This is a genomic window from Achromobacter sp. 01N37 (assembly GCF_056399725.1).
Genome location: NZ_JBFTRX010000005.1, coordinates 440,054 through 457,279 on the forward strand (window position 1 = coordinate 440,054; position 17,226 = coordinate 457,279).

The 17,226-nt window shown below is 64.0% G+C and carries 17 protein-coding genes; 10 read left to right on the plus strand and 7 right to left on the minus strand.

What is annotated here, in order from left to right:
* Positions 1-152 precede the first annotated feature (152 nt).
* Positions 153-1,073: a LysR family transcriptional regulator gene (locus AC1DSJ_RS13510; RefSeq protein WP_054424692.1), complete on the plus strand. Its 921-nt coding sequence runs from the start codon at positions 153-155 to the stop codon at positions 1,071-1,073.
* Positions 1,074-1,170: 97 nt separating this feature from the next.
* Here the strand turns inward: AC1DSJ_RS13510 and lptF are convergent, their stop codons facing one another.
* The gene (lptF, locus tag AC1DSJ_RS13515; protein WP_054423991.1) at positions 1,171-2,292 is read right to left on the minus strand and encodes an LPS export ABC transporter permease LptF; all 1,122 of its coding nucleotides are present in this window, start codon (positions 2,290-2,292) and stop codon (positions 1,171-1,173) included.
* Positions 2,293-2,349: 57 nt separating this feature from the next.
* Between lptF and AC1DSJ_RS13520 the strand changes: the two genes are divergently transcribed.
* From AC1DSJ_RS13520 to AC1DSJ_RS13560, 9 genes are all read left to right on the plus strand, one after another.
* Positions 2,350-3,861 carry a leucyl aminopeptidase gene (locus tag AC1DSJ_RS13520; RefSeq protein WP_342067110.1) on the plus strand — a complete coding sequence of 504 codons (1,512 nt, stop codon included), beginning with the start codon at positions 2,350-2,352 and terminating at the stop codon, positions 3,859-3,861.
* A 22-nt stretch (positions 3,862-3,883) separates the two neighbouring features.
* Positions 3,884-4,354 (plus strand): DNA polymerase III subunit chi, encoded by a 471-nt coding sequence (locus tag AC1DSJ_RS13525; RefSeq protein WP_346552285.1) that lies wholly within the window; start codon positions 3,884-3,886, stop codon positions 4,352-4,354.
* 67 nt (positions 4,355-4,421) lie between these two features.
* On the plus strand, positions 4,422-4,826 hold the full coding sequence (locus AC1DSJ_RS13530) for a hypothetical protein (protein ID WP_054423997.1): 405 nt from the start codon (positions 4,422-4,424) through the stop codon (positions 4,824-4,826).
* Between the two features lie 134 nt (positions 4,827-4,960).
* Positions 4,961-5,671 carry a Bax inhibitor-1/YccA family protein gene (locus AC1DSJ_RS13535; RefSeq protein ID WP_054423999.1) on the plus strand — a complete coding sequence of 237 codons (711 nt, stop codon included), beginning with the start codon at positions 4,961-4,963 and terminating at the stop codon, positions 5,669-5,671.
* Positions 5,672-5,754: 83 nt separating this feature from the next.
* The gene (locus tag AC1DSJ_RS13540) at positions 5,755-6,672 is read left to right on the plus strand and encodes an aldo/keto reductase (RefSeq protein WP_441370639.1); all 918 of its coding nucleotides are present in this window, start codon (positions 5,755-5,757) and stop codon (positions 6,670-6,672) included.
* A 3-nt stretch (positions 6,673-6,675) separates the two neighbouring features.
* A complete protein-coding gene (locus tag AC1DSJ_RS13545) occupies positions 6,676-7,965 on the plus strand; it encodes an NTP/NDP exchange transporter (protein WP_054424003.1) in 1,290 nt (429 codons plus the stop codon).
* Positions 7,966-8,055: 90 nt separating this feature from the next.
* Complete coding sequence (locus AC1DSJ_RS13550; protein WP_342067113.1) at positions 8,056-9,012, plus strand: Bug family tripartite tricarboxylate transporter substrate binding protein; 957 nt, start codon at positions 8,056-8,058, stop codon at positions 9,010-9,012.
* 31 nt (positions 9,013-9,043) lie between these two features.
* Positions 9,044-10,024 (plus strand): M14 family metallopeptidase, encoded by a 981-nt coding sequence (locus tag AC1DSJ_RS13555; RefSeq protein ID WP_342067114.1) that lies wholly within the window; start codon positions 9,044-9,046, stop codon positions 10,022-10,024.
* A gap of 3 nt (positions 10,025-10,027) precedes the next feature.
* On the plus strand, positions 10,028-11,128 hold the full coding sequence (locus tag AC1DSJ_RS13560; protein ID WP_441370638.1) for a pyridoxal-phosphate dependent enzyme: 1,101 nt from the start codon (positions 10,028-10,030) through the stop codon (positions 11,126-11,128).
* Positions 11,129-11,172: 44 nt separating this feature from the next.
* Here the strand turns inward: AC1DSJ_RS13560 and AC1DSJ_RS13565 are convergent, their stop codons facing one another.
* From AC1DSJ_RS13565 to lepA, 6 genes are read right to left on the minus strand one after another with little or no spacing between them, the layout of a single operon-like run.
* Complete coding sequence (locus tag AC1DSJ_RS13565) at positions 11,173-12,081, minus strand: LysR substrate-binding domain-containing protein (protein WP_441370637.1); 909 nt, start codon at positions 12,079-12,081, stop codon at positions 11,173-11,175.
* Positions 12,082-12,099: 18 nt separating this feature from the next.
* Positions 12,100-12,687, minus strand: a complete 588-nt coding sequence (gene recO / locus AC1DSJ_RS13570) for a DNA repair protein RecO (RefSeq protein WP_054424013.1) — start codon at positions 12,685-12,687, stop codon at positions 12,100-12,102.
* Entirely contained in the window at positions 12,680-13,570 is an 891-nt protein-coding gene (gene era / locus AC1DSJ_RS13575) for a GTPase Era (RefSeq protein WP_054424015.1), read from the minus strand. The genes recO and era overlap by 8 nt, the downstream gene beginning before the upstream one ends.
* Positions 13,567-14,328, minus strand: coding sequence for a ribonuclease III (rnc, locus tag AC1DSJ_RS13580; protein ID WP_006218051.1), 762 nt, complete (start codon positions 14,326-14,328; stop codon positions 13,567-13,569). Before rnc ends, era begins: the two co-directional genes overlap by 4 nt.
* 2 nt (positions 14,329-14,330) lie before the next feature.
* On the minus strand, positions 14,331-15,215 hold the full coding sequence (gene lepB, locus AC1DSJ_RS13585) for a signal peptidase I (RefSeq protein ID WP_054424016.1): 885 nt from the start codon (positions 15,213-15,215) through the stop codon (positions 14,331-14,333).
* 23 nt (positions 15,216-15,238) lie between these two features.
* Complete coding sequence (gene lepA / locus AC1DSJ_RS13590) at positions 15,239-17,032, minus strand: translation elongation factor 4 (RefSeq protein WP_476760325.1); 1,794 nt, start codon at positions 17,030-17,032, stop codon at positions 15,239-15,241.
* Positions 17,033-17,226 lie beyond the last annotated feature (194 nt).

The following is a 17,226-nucleotide window of genomic DNA, read 5'->3' on the forward strand; positions in this document are numbered from 1 at the left end:
TGCGGCCTGCGACTCTCAGGGCAATGCCCCGAGGCCTGCCGGCCCAGTGTAGATGTGTGAAAATCAACAAGCAACACTAGAAATGCACATTCCTTGTGCATTCATGCACAAGCAGTATTGGGTTCGGCGCCGCGCGCCATAAGGATGAAATCGTGTTGGATTGGGACAGCCTGCGGTACTTTCTGGAAGTGGCCCGCACCCAGCGGGTGAGCGCCGCCGCACGCAAATTGGGGGTGGAGCACACGACCGTGTCGCGCCGCATCCGGGCCCTGGAAACCGAGCTCGACACCCTGCTGTTCGAAAAATCACGCAGCGCGGGTTTTGTGCTGACGGACGACGGCCAGCGCTTGTTCGTCCACGCCGAACAGATGGAAAGCACGGTGCATACCGCGCGCGAAAACTTGTCGGGAATCGGCCAGGCCTTGTCGGGCCATTTACGCATTGGCGCCACCGAAGGCTTCGGCAGCTATGTGCTGACACCGCTTGCGGCCGACTTCCAGCGCCGCTATCCGCACATCACGCTGGACATCCTGCCGGTGCCGCGCTTTGTCAGCCTGTCAAAGCGCGAAGCAGACCTGGCCATCACCATCGAACGTCCCCAGCGTGGCCCCTATGTGTGCAGCAAGCTATGCGATTACACCCTGCGCCTGTACGGCACGCCCGGTTACCTGGCGCGCCACAAACCGATCGCAACCCGTGCGGATCTGGCCGAGCACACGTTCATCGGCTATGTCGACGAACTGCTGTTCAGCGAGCGCCTGCGCTATCTGGAAGATTTGCTGCCGGCCAGCAAGGTGGTGCTGCGTAGCACCAGCGTGGTGGCGCAGTATCACGCCGCGCTGCAAGGGCAGTCGCTGGCCATCCTGCCGTGTTTCATCGCCGCGCAAGACCCGCGGCTGAAACCGGTGCTGGAAAATGAAGTAGAGATCACGCGATCGTTTTGGATGTACTGCCACGAAGACCTGCGCAAGCTCAAGCGCGTGACAGTCTTGTGGGAGTTCATCCGCAAGTCGGTGCTGAAGAATGCCGACCTGCTGGCCGGCAAGCGCGGCACGATGAAATACCTGCCTTGAGGCAAGAACGGCAGGAAAGGCAGGGGCGGCAGGAACAGCAGAACGGCAAGATAGGCGCGAGGGCCGCAGCCCCCCGCATCAGCCGCTCGCCTGATCGTTACGTGGGGGCCGCGCTGTTGGCGCCGTTCTTGGGCGCCTTCACTCGCAAGCGTCGCATGAGCAGGAACACGGTCAGCAGCGCCACCGCGCCATGGATGGCCCACACGCCCACGCCAAAACTGAGCTTGCCGTTGGAAATCCAGGCGCGCGACAGGTTGATCAGGTTCATATAGAGCAAACCGACCAGACCCGCGATCAGCAAATCGCCCGACCGGCCCAGGCGCGGGTTCACCGCTCCCAGCGGAATGGCCAGCAACGCCAGATTCAGCGCCGCCAGCGGCAACGAGATCCGCCACATCACTTGCGACCAGCTGCTGTCGGTGTTGTCCGCCACCAGCTGCATCGTGGTGCGCGCTTTGGACGAACGCTCGGCCGCAGCCCGCGCTTCGCCGATCGGGTCGCCCCCCGCCTTGCTTTCCAAGCGCAGCCCGTATTTATCGAAGTGCACCAGCCGGATCTCAGGCGTGCCGGGCTTCAGGTCATAGCGGTGGCCCTCGCCCAGCACCAGGAAACGGTCGCCATTGGGCAAGGTTTCGCTGTGGGCGCTGCTTGCGGTCAACACGCTCAACCATTCAGGGCCGGTCTCGCGCGCGAACACGTTACCCAGTTCGTCAGAGGGCGTAATGGGGTCTTCGGAGAAGAACACGCGGTTGCCGCCGGACGATTCCGCGAACTGCCCAGCCGTGACCTTGGACAAGTCGGAACGTTGTTCAAAGCGCTCGTGGTATTCGCCGATCTGGCGGTACGCCCAAGGCGCGGCCACAAGCGTCAGGCCCGCCACCGCCAAGGCAACGGGAACGGCCACGCGCAGCACGGGCTTGAGCCAATCCGCCAGCGACAGGCCGCTGGCGAACCACACCACCATTTCGGATTCACGGTAGTTGCGCGTGACGGTCGTGAGCACCGCGATGAAGATCGAGACGGCCAGGATGGTCGGCAACGCGGTGATGGTCGACAACGCGGCCAGCACGAGAACGACGTCGGCTCCGATGTTGCCGCCCGCGGCTTCACCGAGCAGGCGCACAAGGAGCACGCTGAGCCACACGATGAGCAACGTGGAAAAGACAACGCCAGCGTGACTGGTGATCTCGCTGACGACAGAGCGTTTAAATAGAGACATGGGAGAATATGCGGGATAATCGACCGCATCATACACAGACGCACACGGGAAACCCTCATGGAATTTAGCACACAGACCACTGCTTCCCTGCACCAAGTTAAAACCGCCGCCCTGGCTGTCGGGGTGTTCGCGGATGGCGTGTTGAGCCCCGCCGCCGACATCATCGACCGTGCATCCAACGGCGCCGTGCGCGCCGTGGTCAAGGCCGAGTTCCGCGGACGCGCCGGCTCCACCCTGACGTTGCGCGCATTGCCCGGCGTTACCGCGCAACGCGTGGTGCTGGTGGGCCTGGGCAAGCAAGATGAATACTCCGCCCGCGCGCACGCGTCGGCCGAGCAGGCATTCGCCTCGGTCTGCGTTGCCGCCCAACTGACCGAAGGCGTGTCCACGCTGGTCGCCAATGCGATCGCGGACGTGCCCGTCATTGCTCGCGCCCGCAGCGCCGCCATCGCAGCCGGCAACGCCACCTATCACTACGACGCCAGCTTCGGCAAACCCGACCGCGACGCCCGCCCCAAGCTGAAGAAGATCGTTCAGATCGTCGAGCGCGCCGAGTCAGCCCAAGCCCAGAAGGGCTTGCGTGAAGGCAACGCCATCGCCAACGGCATGGAGCTGACCCGCACCCTGGGCAACCTGCCCGGCAACATCTGCACCCCGACCTACCTGGGCGACACGGCCAAGCGCCTGGCCCGCGAGTTCAAGTCGGTGAAGGTGGAAGTGCTGGACAAGAAACAGGTCGAAGCGCTGGGCATGGGCTCGTTCCTGTCCGTCGCACGCGGTTCCGCTGAACCGCTGCGCTTCATCGTGTTGCGCCACGCGGGCGCCAAGGCGGCTGCCAAGAAGGCCGCCAAGTCGGCGCAAGGCCCGATCGTGCTGGTGGGCAAGGGCATCACGTTCGACGCCGGCGGCATCTCGCTCAAACCCGCCGCCACCATGGACGAAATGAAGTACGACATGTGCGGCGCCGCCAGCGTGCTGGGTTCGTTCCGCGCACTGGCCGAGCTTGAGCTCCCGCTGGACGTCGTCGGCATCATCCCCGCTTGCGAAAACCTGCCGAGCGGCACGGCCAACAAGCCGGGTGATGTCGTCACCAGCATGGCCGGCCTGACCATCGAAATCCTGAACACCGACGCCGAAGGCCGCCTGGTCCTGTGCGACGCCCTGACCTACGCCGAACGCTTCAAGCCGGCCGCCGTCATCGACATCGCCACGCTGACCGGCGCTTGCGTCGTGGCGCTGGGTAACGTCAACACCGGCCTGTTCTCCAAGGACGACGCTCTGGCCGAGGCCCTGGCCTCTGCCGGCCGCCAGTCGCTGGACACCGCCTGGCGCATGCCGATGGACGACGCTTATCAAGAACAGCTGAAGTCCAACTTCGCCGACCTGGCCAACATCGGCGGCCCCCCGGCCGGTGCCGTGACCGCAGCGTGCTTCCTGTCGCGTTTCACCAAGGCCTATCCGTGGGCCCACCTGGACATCGCCGGCACCGCGTGGCGCGGCGGCAAGGACAAGGGCGCCACCGGCCGCCCCGTGCCCCTGCTGATGCAATACCTGCTGGACCAGGTTTGAAGCCCTTGCAACGGAACCGGGCATGACGCGGATCGACTTCGCCTTCGGCGCGCCCGACCGCTTGCGTACCGCCTGCCAGGTGGTGCGCAAGCGCTTCCTGGCTGGGCAGCGGCTGGTGGTGTACTGTAAAGACGGCTCACGCTTGGCCGCGTTTGACCGCATGCTGTGGGCGTTCGACGACACGGCTTTCGTGCCGCACGTGCTGGCCAATGACCCGCTGGCGTCCGAAACGCCCGTGGTGCTGACGGCAGGCGATCCGCAACAAGCGGCGCTGGCCGCCCGGCCCGCAGACCGTGGCGACACGTCCCCGCTCTGGCTGCTGAATCTGGACAACGACTGCCCGCCCGGCTTTGACGCCTTCGAGCGCCTGCTTGAAATCGTGTCGGATGACCCGGACGACAAGCAGGCCGCCCGTCAGCGCTGGCGCGTCTACCAGAACGCCGGCCACACGCCGCAAAGCCACGATCTCAGCCGCCAGCCCCCTGGCGCCTGATTGCCCCATCCGGCACGGCGGGCCATCGCCCCGCCCGCCACGCCATTTGAAAACTTCGGGAGTTCCCATGCCCGCTCGCCCCACTGATCCCGGCATCCCTACCTTGACCCAACGGGCCGAGCCGACGCTGCACGCGCCTCTGGGTCCGGCGGAGCCCGACGCCCCCCTGCTGACGGATCTGGCCGATGACACGGACGCCGACGACGCATTTCCGCTGCTGACCGATGTCGCCGATGGGCAAGGCCATGATTGGGATGTGGACGAGGCGCCGGCCGTCTACGCCGCCGCGCTGCAAACGCCCGCCCCCGCCGCTCTACCCGACGCCTCGGTGCTGTCCGCCCGCCTGCAAGCCGAGGTGGAACAGCTGATGCGCCGCGCCCTGGCCGACGCCATCGACCACATGCAAACGCGCATGGATGCTGAATTACCGGGTATCGTTGCCCGTGTGCTTAGCGAGGTAAAACCCGGCTAACGCCCGGCGCGAAAAGCGCGTCCGACAGCCGGTCTAAATCTTCCAAAAACTGGATTCTTCAGGGAACTGTAAGGTATCCTTCCCATCTAAGCCTTCTAGGCAATCACCATTTTTGCCGTACACAGGAGTTCTCCATGAACGAATATCGTCCGTCCCCTTTTAATCGTTCCGGCTCGGTTGCCGGCGCGCCGGGCGAGGTCGCTCGCAACCAGGTCCTGCGCAACACCTACTGGCTCTTGGCGCTTTCGCTGATCCCCACGGTGCTGGGCGCCGCGGTCGGCCTCTACACCGGCATCAACCGTGTCATGGGCGCAAGCCCCGGTTTGTCCGCCATCGTGTTTCTGGTCGGCGCATTCGGCATGATGTTCGCCATCGAGAAAAACAAGAACAACTCGATGGGCGTTGTCCTGCTGCTGGCCTTCACGTTCTTCATGGGCATCATGCTGTCGCGCTTGCTCGGCTTCGTGATGGGCTTCAGCAACGGCTCGCAGCTGGTCATGACGGCCTTCGGCGGCACGGCAATCGTGTTTGGCACGATGGCCACGCTGGCCACCACCATCAAGCGCGACTTGTCGGGAATGCAGAAATTCCTGTTCATTGGCGCCGTCGTGATTCTGGTCGCAGCCCTGGCCAACATCTTCCTGCAACTGCCGGCCCTGATGCTGACCATCTCGGTGATGGCCATCGTCATCTTCTCGGCCTTCATGCTGGTTGACCTGCAGCGTGTCGTGAACGGTGGCGAAACCAACTACGTGTCCGCCACGCTGGCCATCTACCTGGACGTCTACAACGTCTTCTCGAACCTGCTGATGCTGCTGGGCATCTTCGGCGGCAACCGCGAGTAATCGCCGGTCGCAAGACTCAGCAAAAGGCCTACATTCGCATGTAGGCCTTTTTTTATTTCGGCTTTTCACCAGGAGCGCTTTCCATGCCCGACCGCCGCCGATTCCTTAAGACCGCTACCTGCGCCGCGCTGCTGGGACCCGCCGGCGCCGCGCGTGCGCTTAGCGTCAAACAGGCCATGCTCAGCCGGGCGATACCCGCGTCCGGCGAGCAAATTCCCGTCATCGGTCTAGGCACGGCCGACACCTTCAACGCACCGCCCGACGACGCCGCAGCGATGGCGCCGCTGGCCCAGGTGCTAGACACCTTCCTGAAGGAAGGCGGCTTCCTGATCGACACCGCCCCCAGCTACGGCCAGGCCGAAGCCGTCGTGGGCGCCTTGCTGGCGCGTCACGGCGGCCTGCGCCAACAGGTGTTTCTAGCGACGAAGATCGGCACGACCGGCCGCGAATCCGCCATGGAACAGGTGCGCCAGTCCCAGAAGCGGCTGCGCAGCGATAAGCTTGACCTCATCCAGGTCCACAATCTGATCGACACCCGCAACCAGCTGGCGCTGCTGCGAGAGCTCAAGCAGCAAGGCGTCACCCGCTACGTCGGCATCACGCACTACACCGACTACGCGCATGACGAACTGACCCAACTGGTTGAAAGCGAGAAGCCCGACTTCCTTCAGATCAATCTGTCCGTGGGTGCGCGCAGCGCCGAAAAGCGCCTGCTGCCTGCCTGCCAGGCTAACGGCGTGGCGGTGCTGATCAACCGTCCGTTCCAAGACGGCGCGCTATTTCGCCAGGTAAAGGGCCGCGCCCTGCCTGCCCTGGCCGCGGAAATCGGCTGCACCTCGTGGGCGCAGCTGTTCCTGAAATTCATCATCGGACACCCCGCCGTCACCGCCGTCATTCCCGCCACGTCCAAGCCAGCCAACATGGCCGACAACGTGCTCGCCGGGTTTGGCCGGCAGCCCGACGCCGCCATGCGCGAACGCATCGCCGCCCTGCTGGCTTAAGCGATGGCTGACGCCCTCTACTCCCTGCGCCAACGCGCGGCGCGGGCGCTGGGCATCCATGAAGACGAAATCGCGCCCGCCGCGTGCGGCTTCGCGTTCTTCTTCTTTCTGTTCTGCGGCTATTTCATGCTGCGCCCCATCCGCGAGACGATGGGCATCCAAGCCGGCGTGAATCAATTGCAATGGCTGTTCACGGCAACCTTCGTGGCGACGCTGGCAGTGGTGCCGTTGTTCGGCTGGCTGTCCGCCCGGGTGCCGCGCGCCACGTTGTTGACCTGGGTCTACAGCCTGTTCGCCCTGACCATGGCGGGGTTTGCGGCCTTGCTCTATCTTCGGCCCGACAGCGTGTGGGCTGCGCGTGCGTTCTATGTGTGGCTGTCGGTGTTCAACCTGTTCGTGGTCTCTATCGCGTGGAGCCTGATGGCCGACGTGTTCCGCATGGAATCAGCCAAGCGCCTGTTCGCGCTGATCGCTGCGGGCGCCAGCGCGGGCGGGCTGTGCGGGCCGTTACTTGGCGCGTTGTTGGCGGGCGCGCTGGGACCGGCCGGTCTGCTCTTGTTATCGGCCCTGTTGCTGACGGCCACGTTGCCCCTGAAGCAGTGGCTGCTGCGCTGGCGCACCGAAACGCGCATGGAGATTGGCCCAGAGGATATGCAGCAACCCATCCAGGGCGCCATCCTGGCTGGCATTTCCCGCATTTTCCGGTCGCGCTTCCTGTTGGGCATTTCGCTGTTGGTGATTTTGCTGGCCACGCTGAATACCTTTCTGTACATGGAGCAGGCGCGGCTTGTTGCGGACACGTTCCCCACCACGGCCGAACGCCTGCGCGTGTTCAGCGCGCTGGACTTCACCGTGCAGACGCTGGCACTGCTATCGCAACTCTTTCTGTCTGGCCGGATTGCCGCGCGCCTGGGGCTGCGCTTCCTGTTGACGGCGGTGCCGCTCGCCGTAGGGGTGTCATTTCTGGCGCTTGCCGCCTTTCCTGTCTTTGGCGTTCTGGCTGCCGCGATGATCCTGCGCCGCGCGGGTGAATACGCCCTGATCCGGCCGGGGCGCGAAATGCTGTTCACCGCGGTGCCTGCCGAAGATAAATACAAAACCAAGAGCGTCATCGACACCGTGGTGTACCGGGGCGGGGATGCCGCCAGTGGATGGGTCAAGGCTGGCGTGGACACGCTTGGCTACGGCGCCGCGCTGATTGCGCTGCTGGGCGCAGCCGTTGCCCTGGCCGCCGCGGCAGTGGGCTACGGCTTGGGGGCCAAGGCCGACGCAAAGCAGAAATACAACCGTTAGATTTTTCCAAACATCCATCTTATAAAAACAAACGGCATACACGGATGACGACCGCACAATGGCGCAGCTCTCAACGCCTCGGGAATCGTCATGAAACGCACTGCCTGTCTTGCCGCTGTGTTGCTTTGCCTTGCCGGAACGGCCGCGCACGCCGACTATCCGGCCCGCGCGATCACGCTGATCGTGCCCGCCGCCGCAGGCGGTAATGCGGATATCACCGCCCGGCTGATTGGCCAGGAAATGAGCCGGCAGCTGGGTCAACCCGTCGTTGTGGAAAATCGCGTGGGCGCGGGTGGCCGCATCGGCACGCAGGCCGTCGTGCGAGCCGCCGCCGACGGCTACACCATCGGCTACGCCCACGTTGGCACGCTGGTGCTGCATCGCTTTTTGTTCAAGCAGCAGCTCTATGACCTGGACCGCGACATCACGCCGATCGGCCTGGTGGCTGAAACGCCGAACGTCATCGTGGTGAACGCCGCGTCGCCGTACCGCGACTTGAAAAGCTTCATCGAAGCCAGCCGCGCCCAGCCCGACCGCCTGACCATGACGTCGGCAGACCCGGGCACGACCAGCGAAGTCGGCGTGAAGCTATTCATTGCGCAGACTGGCGCCGCCGTGCGCCAGATTCCCTACAAGGCAACAGCGGCGCAACTGTCCGACCTGCTTGGCGGCCACGTCGATTCCATGATGGAAAACCTGCCTCCCCTGATCGGCAATCTGAAGGACGGCCGACTGCGTGCGCTGGCGGTAACGACCAAGTCGCGCGCCGCGTCCAACCCCGATGTGCCGACGGTGGCCGAACAGGGCTACCCCAACTACGAGCAATCGGCCTGGAGCGCATTGATTGCACCGGCCGGCACGCCGCCCGCCGTCGTCGCCAAATTGAATGCCGCCATGAACCAGGCGTTGCGATCAGAGAGCGTCGAAAAAGAACTGCGCAGCCGTTCGCAAGAACCCCTGGGAGGCACGCCCCAGGATGTACAAACCCAGATTCGCAAGGAGCTGCCCAAATGGGAAAGCATCATCAAGGCCGCTACGCTGGATTGAACCGGATGTGCAGCCCCGCCGGAGGCGCCGCATGGTCCGCGTAAGCCGCGAAGATTTTTCCGTTGCCGCCGCCACCAACGAGTCGGCGTACCGCCGCGTCACCATTCCCATGCTGCGCGTTGAGGCAGGCCCCGGCCCGGCCGTTGCCCTGATTGCCGGCGTGCATGGCGATGAATGGGAAGGCCAGGCGGCCATCCTGGACTTGTGGCACCACCTGCCCACGGTTCTGCAACGCGGCACCGTCTATCTGCTGCCCGCCGTCAATGCCGAAGCCTCGCTGGCTGGCACCCGGCTATCACCCAATGACGGCGGCAATTTGAACCGCGCCTTCCTGGGCGCGCCGGCGCGTGGCTATACCGAAAGCGTGGCCGCCGCCCTGGAAGCGAAGCTGTTGCCGCACATCCAGGCCATGGTCGACGTGCACAGCGGCGGCGCGTCACTGCGCTATGTGCCGTCGTCCGTCATCACGCGATACGGCGACGACGCCTTCGACGAACGCCTGCCGGCGCTGGCGCGCGCCTTCGGCTTGCCGCACTGCATGTTCTTTCGCGGCAATGAAGCCGGCTCGATGCCTGCGGCCGCCAGCCGCCACGGCGTGTTGCGCCTGAGCGCGGAAATTGGAGGCGGCCGGGAAACCCGCAGCAGCCTTGCCGATGGGTGCCGGGATGGGCTGTTGGGTTGCCTGAGCGAACTGGGCCTGTTGCCGAACGCGCCGCGCCCGACGTATCCCGCCGTTCAGACTTACGACCTGGACGTGCCTGCCGCCACCCTGCGGGCAAGCGATGCCGGTGTGTTCGTGCCCAGCGTCGAGCTGGGGCAGATCATCACGGCGGGCCAACGCATTGGCCGTTTGATTGAGCCTGCCCGGCCCGATAAGCCCATGCAGGGCTTGCTTAGCCCGCAGACGGGCACCGTGGTCTGCCTACGCGCCATCGCCCGAAGCGACCCGGGCGATTGCCTGATCCAAGTTGCGCCCGCCCGTCCCCTGGACTCCCTTGCTTCACAATACTGACCCATGCAGATGAACCCTAGATTGTCCGGCCTGCGTTGTATCCGGTGCGCCAGCCTGTGGCCCCCCGGTGACTATCCCGAAGGCTGCCCCACTTGCCTGGCAGCGGGCCACCCCGCCACCTTGGAATGCCGCTACACGTCCACGGACACGGACGATGCGATTCCCTTGCCGGTGCTGGCGCCGGTGACGCTGGGCGAAGGCGCCACGCCCTGCCTGAACGCCGCGGACCTTGCACAAGCCGAAGGCGTTGGCCAGCTTTGGCTCAAGTGCGAAGGCGCCAACCCCACCGGCAGCCACAAGGATCGGATGGCAGCCCAGTTGGTGTCGCGCGCGGCCTTAAGCGGCGTTACCCGCGTGGCGGCCGCGTCCAGCGGGAACGCTGGCGTTTCGATCGCCGCGTATTGCGCCGCTGCCGGTTTGCACGCCGATATCGCCATCACCCGCAACTGCCCGCCCCTGCAACGGGAGGCCATGGAACGCTTCGGCGCCACGCTCAGCGCCTTTGACGACAGCCTGGCGCGCTGGCCCTATGTGGAAGACCTGTGCCGCAACCACGGGGCGTTTGCCGGCACCAACTACCTGAATCCGCCGGTCGGCACGCATCCCTATGGCGTCGAAGGCTATAAGCCCATCGCGCAGGAAATCTTCGATCAGTGCGGCGCGCCCACGGACATCATCGTTCCCACGGCACGCGGGGATCTGCTCTGGGGAATTTTTCTGGGGTGGCAGCACCTGTTCGACACCGGGCGCATCGCTCGCCTGCCCCGCCTGCACGCCGTCGAGCCGTATGCGCGCTTGTCGCAGGCCCTGGCTACGGGCGATGCGCGCGGCCTGTGGGAAGGCGCAACGGAGCAGTATTCGATTGCAGGTGGCACCTGCACGCTGCAATCGCTGGCCGCGTTGGAACGGTCGGGGGGGACGCCGGTAGACGTGTCTGACGCAGCAGCCACCCAGGCGCAGCAGCGTCTGGCACGCAAGGGGATCAGCGCCGAGCTGTCGTCCGCCGCCGCGCTGGCGGCCGTGTCCCAGCTGCGCCGCGCGGGCGTGTTGGATGCCGAGTCTTCGGTCGTACTGATGGTGACTTCCGACGGACGTCGCGGCTGATCGCTTGTCTGCCGCTGGTTCCTGCAACAGCGCAGGAACCGGCGCTAGACACCGAAGCGATCCACCAGCGGAGCCAGCACGCCGCGCAGGCAGGTGGCCCAGAATTTACCCGCCTCGGACAAGGGCCGGCTGCCATGCAGAATCATGTGGCATTCAAAATGCACCAAGGCGGTAAGCGGTCGATAGGAAAGCCCTGCGGCCTCCATGCCCACCGCCGTCGCCGGGTTGGCGATGCCCACACCGTGCCCGGCCAGCGCCAGTTGGCACACGGTGCTGGAATACGGGGTCTCGATCGCCACGCGCAGGCTGTGTCCCGCTTGACGCAACAACGCATCCAATCGTTTGCGCGAGCCATCCTCGGCGTTCAACGCAATCACATCTTCGTCGGCAAGGTGGGCAAAATCGACACGCTCCACGCGCGATAACGCATGCCCCGCCGGAAAGACGGCCACGGCGCGCAAGCTGGCCAGCCGATGCCCCCGCAGCCCTTCCAGCTCGGACTCATCGGCCACCATGGCCAGGTCGAGTTCGCCCGACACCACCATGTCGCGCAGGGTATTGGAGTCGCGAATTTGCAGGTACAGCGGCGTATCGGGATAGCGGTCGCGGAAACGCGAGATGGCGTCGCTGACGATGGCCCCGCTATAGGCGTGGATACAGCCGATGCGCAATCGCGGTTGGGCAGCGCCACGGATCGCGCGGATTTTGCGCCCCAGGCTTTCCAGGCCCACATTCAGGCGGCGGATTTCCTCGTACAGCAGTGTGGCTTCCGGCGTGCGCTGCATGCGCTGGCGCACGCGTTCGAACAGGCGCAATTCAATGCTGGCTTCCAGTGCCGCCAAGGTGGCGCTGACCGTCGCGGGCGACACGTCCAGCCGGCGCGCCGCCGCGGTCACGCTTTCCGTTTCATAGACGGTGCGAAACGTCTCGACCTGTTTTAGCGTGAAGGTCATAGGCGGGGCGACACGCGCTCAGATGCGTTGCAGATCCATCAGCACGCGCCGCGTGGACAGCGGACGGCCGGCAAGAATCTCGGACAATCGCTCACGCAGATCGCGCCGCAATGCGGGCTCGATCGTGGTGTCTTCGAAATCGGGGGCGGCCTCATCGACGCCATAGCCGGTTTCGCGCAGCAGCGTCCATTCAAAGCGGCGCAAGGCCCCAGCGGCGCGCGTGCCATTGGACAACTGCTGCAAGGCCATGTCGTAGGCATCGAACAGCAAGGGGTGGGCGTCTTCGCGTGGCAGCAAACGCAGCAGCAGCTCGTTCATGTACCAGGCGGACATCAGCGCGGTGCCCGTCAGCGGACGGATGCCGGCGATCTCGGCGCGCGTCAGCGTCTTGACGTCGCCATTGCCGGTCCAGGACAGCAGCAAGGGCTGAAAGGCCGACAAGACGGGGCGCAGCACGGAGTACGGGCGCTTGGCGCCCTTGGCGACCATGGCCACACAGCCATGATCGCGGGAGAACGTTTGAACAATAAGGGAAGTTTCACGCCACGCAGTGGCGTGCAACATAAATCCCGGGCGGTCCTGGACGCGAGGCGCCCGTCTACTCATAGCCCAGATCGCGGAGCGCACCCTCGCGGTCGGACCAGCCCTTGCGCACCTTGATATAGACCTCCAGGTGCACGGGCTTGTCCAGCAGCTTGGCGATGTCTTGCCGCGCCTCCGAGGCGATGCGCTTCATGTGCATGCCGCCCGTGCCCAGCAGGATGGGCTTGTGGCTGTCGCGCTCGACCACCACGCAGGCGTTGATGCTGGCGCCCTTGTCGGTTTCTTCCCATTGCTCGATGACGACGGTACAGCCGTACGGCAGTTCGTCGCCGACCAGGCGGAAGATCTTCTCGCGCACCAGTTCGGCGGCGATGAAGCGCATGGGGCGATCGGTCAGCGTGTCTTCTTCGAACATCGCCTCGCCTTCCGGCAGGCGGGTCGCGATTTCTTCCAGCAGCTGATCCAGCTGCTGCTTCTTCGTGGCGCTGACGGGCACCACGGCGCCGAACGGATGCAGCGCCATGATCTTGGACACGAAGGCGAAGAGATCATCGCGATTCTTCATTTGGTCAATCTTCGAGACGACCAGAATCGTGCGCTCGGGGTTGGGCAACAGCGGCAGCAGCTTCGCGTCGCCTTCCGACCACTTGCCGGCTTCGACCACATGCACCACCACGTCAACGTCGGCCAAAGCCTGCGTCACCACGCGGTTCATCATGCGGTTCATGGCGCCGCCATGGCGCGTCTGGAAACCCGGGGTGTCAACGAAAACGAACTGCTCGTGCTCGCGCGTCAGCACGCCATGAATGCGGTGGCGCGTGGTCTGCGCCTTGCGCGACACGATGGAAATCTTGGAACCGATCAGGGCGTTCGTCAGCGTGGACTTGCCCACATTGGGGCGGCCAACGATGGCAATAAAGCCGGTACGAAAAGGGGTATCGCTCATTTAGTCTCTTGAGCCACTGCCACAGGCAGCGACAATTGCGCGGTTTTGCGCGCCTTGCCCGACTTGCGGGCAGCCTTGGTGGCCGGGCTGATGGCCAGCGCGGCCTCCAAAGCCAGCTTGGCCGCCGATTGCTCGGCGGCACGGCGGCTGGCGCCGGGCGCCGTAACCTTGATCTCGAGCGCCGGAATGGCACACTCGACTTCGAACTGCTGGCTGTGAGCCGCGCCATGCGTGGCCACCACCGTGTACAACGGCAGCGCCAGCTTGCGGCCTTGCAAGAATTCTTGCAGCAAGGTCTTGGCGTCCTTGCCCAGCGTTTTGGGGTCGACCGAGGCCAGTACCGGCTGGTACTGGCGCACGATCACGCGACGCGCGGCATCAAAGCCCGCATCCAGGAAGACGGCGCCGAACAGCGCCTCGACGGTATCGGCAAGAATCGACGGACGGCGGAACCCGCCGCTTTTCAATTCGCCTTCGCCCAGGCGCAGATACTGCGACAGCTCCAGGCGTTGGGCGATGTCGGCCAGCGAGGCCTGCTTGACCAGATTGGCCCGCAGCCGCGACAAGTCGCCTTCGTCGATTTTGGAATAGCGTTCAAACAGCATGGCGGCCACAACGAAGTTCAGCACGGAATCCCCAAGGAATTCCAAACGCTCGTTGTGACGCGCACCATGACTGCGATGCGTCAGTGCCTGTTCAAGCAAGGCTGGATCACCGAAGTGGTGATCCAGGCGGTTTTCTAGCGTGGCTAGCGACATAATCAGTTGAACCGGCCAATGCGGCTGAGATCGCTGAAATTCATCCAGATGAAGAAGGCGCGTCCGACGATATTGGATTCCGGAACGAAGCCCCAGTATCGGCTGTCTGCGCTGTTATCCCGATTATCGCCCATGGCGAAATAACTGCCTTCGGGTACTTTGCAGCGTACCCCATTGCGGCTGTATTGGCAGTTCTCGCGGTGAGGAAATTGCCACATCGGCGAATAATCTTGCGGCTTGCCTTCATCTAGCAGGATCTTGTGCTCAACGTCGCCCAACTTCTCTTTATATTGTGCGATATACGACACACGATCCGGCTCGAAGTAGTCGCCGTCGCGCACATGCGGCACCAATTCGCCGTTTACGTACAGTTTTTTGTCCAGATAAGCGATCTCGTCGCCAGGCAGGCCGACCACGCGCTTGATGTAATCCACGTCCGGATCAACCGGATAGCGGAACACAAACACATCGCCGCGCGCGGGCTTGCCGATGTCGACGACCTTCTTGTCGATGACGGGCAAGCGCAAGCCATAGCTGAACTTGTTCACCAGGATCAGATCGCCAGACTGCAAGGTCGGCAACATCGAGCCCGACGGAATCCGGAACGGCTCGACCACGAACGAACGCAGCATGAACACGAACAGGATGACGGGAAAGAAGCTGACGGCATATTCGATCCACCACGGCACGCGGCGGGCGGCGTCACCGGCTTCGCGGCGCAGCCGCTCGGCTTCGTGCGCGTCGCCGATCAGGGCCGCATCGTACTGCGCCATTGCCGCTTGCGCCCGTGCTTCACGGCCACGCCGTAGCACTGCCAGATCAAGCACCCAGATAATGCCGGTCAAGACCAGCAGAACAAACAGGATCAGGGCAAAGTTCCAACTCATCAGCTAACCGCCTTCTTTTGGTTCTACTTGTCTTCCACTTGCAGGATGGCCAGGAACGCCTCCTGCGGAATCTCAACGCTACCCACCTGCTTCATGCGCTTCTTGCCGGCCTTCTGCTTTTCAAGCAGCTTCTTCTTGCGCGAGATGTCGCCGCCATAACACTTGGCCAACACGTTCTTGCGCAGCGCCTTCACGTTTTCACGCGCAATGATTTCAGCGCCGATGGCTGCCTGGATCACCACGTCGAACATCTGGCGCGGGATCAGGCCACGCATGCGGGTCACGACATCACGGGCGCGATGGCGCGCATTGCTGCGGTGGACGATCACGGCCAGCGCATCAACGCGGTCGTTGTTGATCAGCAAGTCCACGCGCACCACATCAGCCGAGCGGTACTCAAGGAACTCGTAGTCCATCGAGGCATAGCCGCGCGACACCGACTTCAGCTTGTCGAAGAAGTCCAGCACGATTTCCGCCAGCGGGATCTCGTACACCAGGTGAACCTGAYGGCCGTGATAGCTCATGTTGACCTGCGAGCCGCGCTTGTTATTGCACAGCGTCATCACGGGGCCGACATAGTCCTGCGGCATGAACAGCGTGACCTTCACGATGGGCTCGCGAATGTCCTGGATCTTGCCCACTTCCGGCATGCGCGACGGGCTTTCCACCGTGATGACGGAGCCATCGCGCTGCTCGACTTCATACACCACCGACGGCGCGGTGGTGATGATGTCCATATCGAATTCGCGCTCCAGGCGCTCTTGCACGATTTCCATGTGCAACAGGCCCAGGAAGCCGCAGCGGAAACCGAAGCCCAGCGCTTGCGAGACTTCCGGCTCGAACATCAGCGCGGCGTCGTTCAGCTTGAGCTTGTCGAGCGAATCGCGCAGTTGGTCGTATTCAGAGCTTTCCACCGGGTACAGGCCGGCGAACACCTGCGGCTTCACTTCCTTGAAGCCCGGCAGCGCAGCGGCGGCCGGCTTGTTGGCCAGGGTGACCGTATCGCCCACCTTGGCGTCTTCCAGCTGCTTGATGCCGGCGATGATGAAGCCAACCTCGCCCGCCGACAGATGCGGGCGCTGCTGCGACTTCGGCGTGAACACACCGGTCTGCTCGCACAGGTGGGTGGCGCCGGAGGCCATCAAGAGGATCTTGTCCTTGGGCTTGAGCACGCCGTTGATGATGCGCACCAGCATGACCACGCCCACGTAGTTGTCGAACCACGAGTCGATGACCAGCGCTTGCAGCGGCGCGTCGGGGTCGCCCTTGGGCGCCGGCACGCGGGCCACAATGGTTTCCAGAATTTCGTCGATGCCCATGCCCGTCTTGGCGCTGGCCAGCACGGCTTCAGAGGCGTCGATGCCGATGACGTCTTCGACTTCCTGGCGGGCGCCTTCGGGATCGGCCTGCGGCAGATCCATCTTGTTCAACACGGGCACCACTTCCACACCCAGCTCGATGGCGGTGTAGCAGTTGGCGACGGTTTGCGCTTCCACGCCTTGCGACGCGTCCACCACCAGCAGCGCGCCTTCGCAGGCCGACAGCGAGCGGCTGACTTCATACGAGAAGTCAACGTGCCCCGGGGTGTCGATCAGGTTCAGGTTGTAGATCTTGCCGTCCTGCGCCTTGTAGTGCAGAGCGGCCGTCTGGGCCTTGATGGTAATGCCGCGCTCGCGCTCGATTTCCATGGAATCGAGCACCTGCGCCGACATTTCGCGATCCGCCAATCCGCCGCAGCGCTGGATCAGGCGATCGGCCAAGGTCGATTTGCCATGATCGATGTGGGCAATGATGGAGAAGTTGCGAATATGCTGCATGCTTGAAATTATAAGGGACGGAACACTCGGCACTAAGCCGGAAGACACCGCCGCCGGAGTACGCACGGCTGACGAGAGGGGCGCTGGCGGGCAAAGCCCGGGCAAAACGAGGGGGCGCCAAGCGCCCCCTCTTGCGGCAACCAGCCATTTTAGCTGGTCTTGGGCAATTTTTTTTGCCTAGGGACCAGCCCCTG

Excerpts from the sequence above, each read along its gene's own strand:
- AC1DSJ_RS13525 (WP_346552285.1), top strand. The coding sequence starts at position 3,884 with ATGACGCGGATCGACTTCGCCTTCGGCGCGCCCGACCGCTTGCGTACC.
- AC1DSJ_RS13560 (WP_441370638.1), top strand. The coding sequence starts at position 10,028 with ATGCAGATGAACCCTAGATTGTCCGGCCTGCGTTGTATCCGGTGCGCC.
- AC1DSJ_RS13550 (WP_342067113.1), top strand. The coding sequence starts at position 8,056 with ATGAAACGCACTGCCTGTCTTGCCGCTGTGTTGCTTTGCCTTGCCGGA.
- AC1DSJ_RS13545 (WP_054424003.1), top strand. The coding sequence starts at position 6,676 with ATGGCTGACGCCCTCTACTCCCTGCGCCAACGCGCGGCGCGGGCGCTG.
- lepB (WP_054424016.1), bottom strand. The coding sequence starts at position 15,215 with ATGAGTTGGAACTTTGCCCTGATCCTGTTTGTTCTGCTGGTCTTGACC.
- recO (WP_054424013.1), bottom strand. The coding sequence starts at position 12,687 with ATGAGTAGACGGGCGCCTCGCGTCCAGGACCGCCCGGGATTTATGTTG.
- rnc (WP_006218051.1), bottom strand. The coding sequence starts at position 14,328 with ATGTCGCTAGCCACGCTAGAAAACCGCCTGGATCACCACTTCGGTGAT.
- AC1DSJ_RS13530 (WP_054423997.1), top strand. The coding sequence starts at position 4,422 with ATGCCCGCTCGCCCCACTGATCCCGGCATCCCTACCTTGACCCAACGG.
- AC1DSJ_RS13540 (WP_441370639.1), top strand. The coding sequence starts at position 5,755 with ATGCCCGACCGCCGCCGATTCCTTAAGACCGCTACCTGCGCCGCGCTG.
- era (WP_054424015.1), bottom strand. The coding sequence starts at position 13,570 with ATGAGCGATACCCCTTTTCGTACCGGCTTTATTGCCATCGTTGGCCGC.
- AC1DSJ_RS13535 (WP_054423999.1), top strand. The coding sequence starts at position 4,961 with ATGAACGAATATCGTCCGTCCCCTTTTAATCGTTCCGGCTCGGTTGCC.
- AC1DSJ_RS13555 (WP_342067114.1), top strand. The coding sequence starts at position 9,044 with ATGGTCCGCGTAAGCCGCGAAGATTTTTCCGTTGCCGCCGCCACCAAC.
- AC1DSJ_RS13520 (WP_342067110.1), top strand. The coding sequence starts at position 2,350 with ATGGAATTTAGCACACAGACCACTGCTTCCCTGCACCAAGTTAAAACC.
- lptF (WP_054423991.1), bottom strand. The coding sequence starts at position 2,292 with ATGTCTCTATTTAAACGCTCTGTCGTCAGCGAGATCACCAGTCACGCT.
- AC1DSJ_RS13565 (WP_441370637.1), bottom strand. The coding sequence starts at position 12,081 with ATGACCTTCACGCTAAAACAGGTCGAGACGTTTCGCACCGTCTATGAA.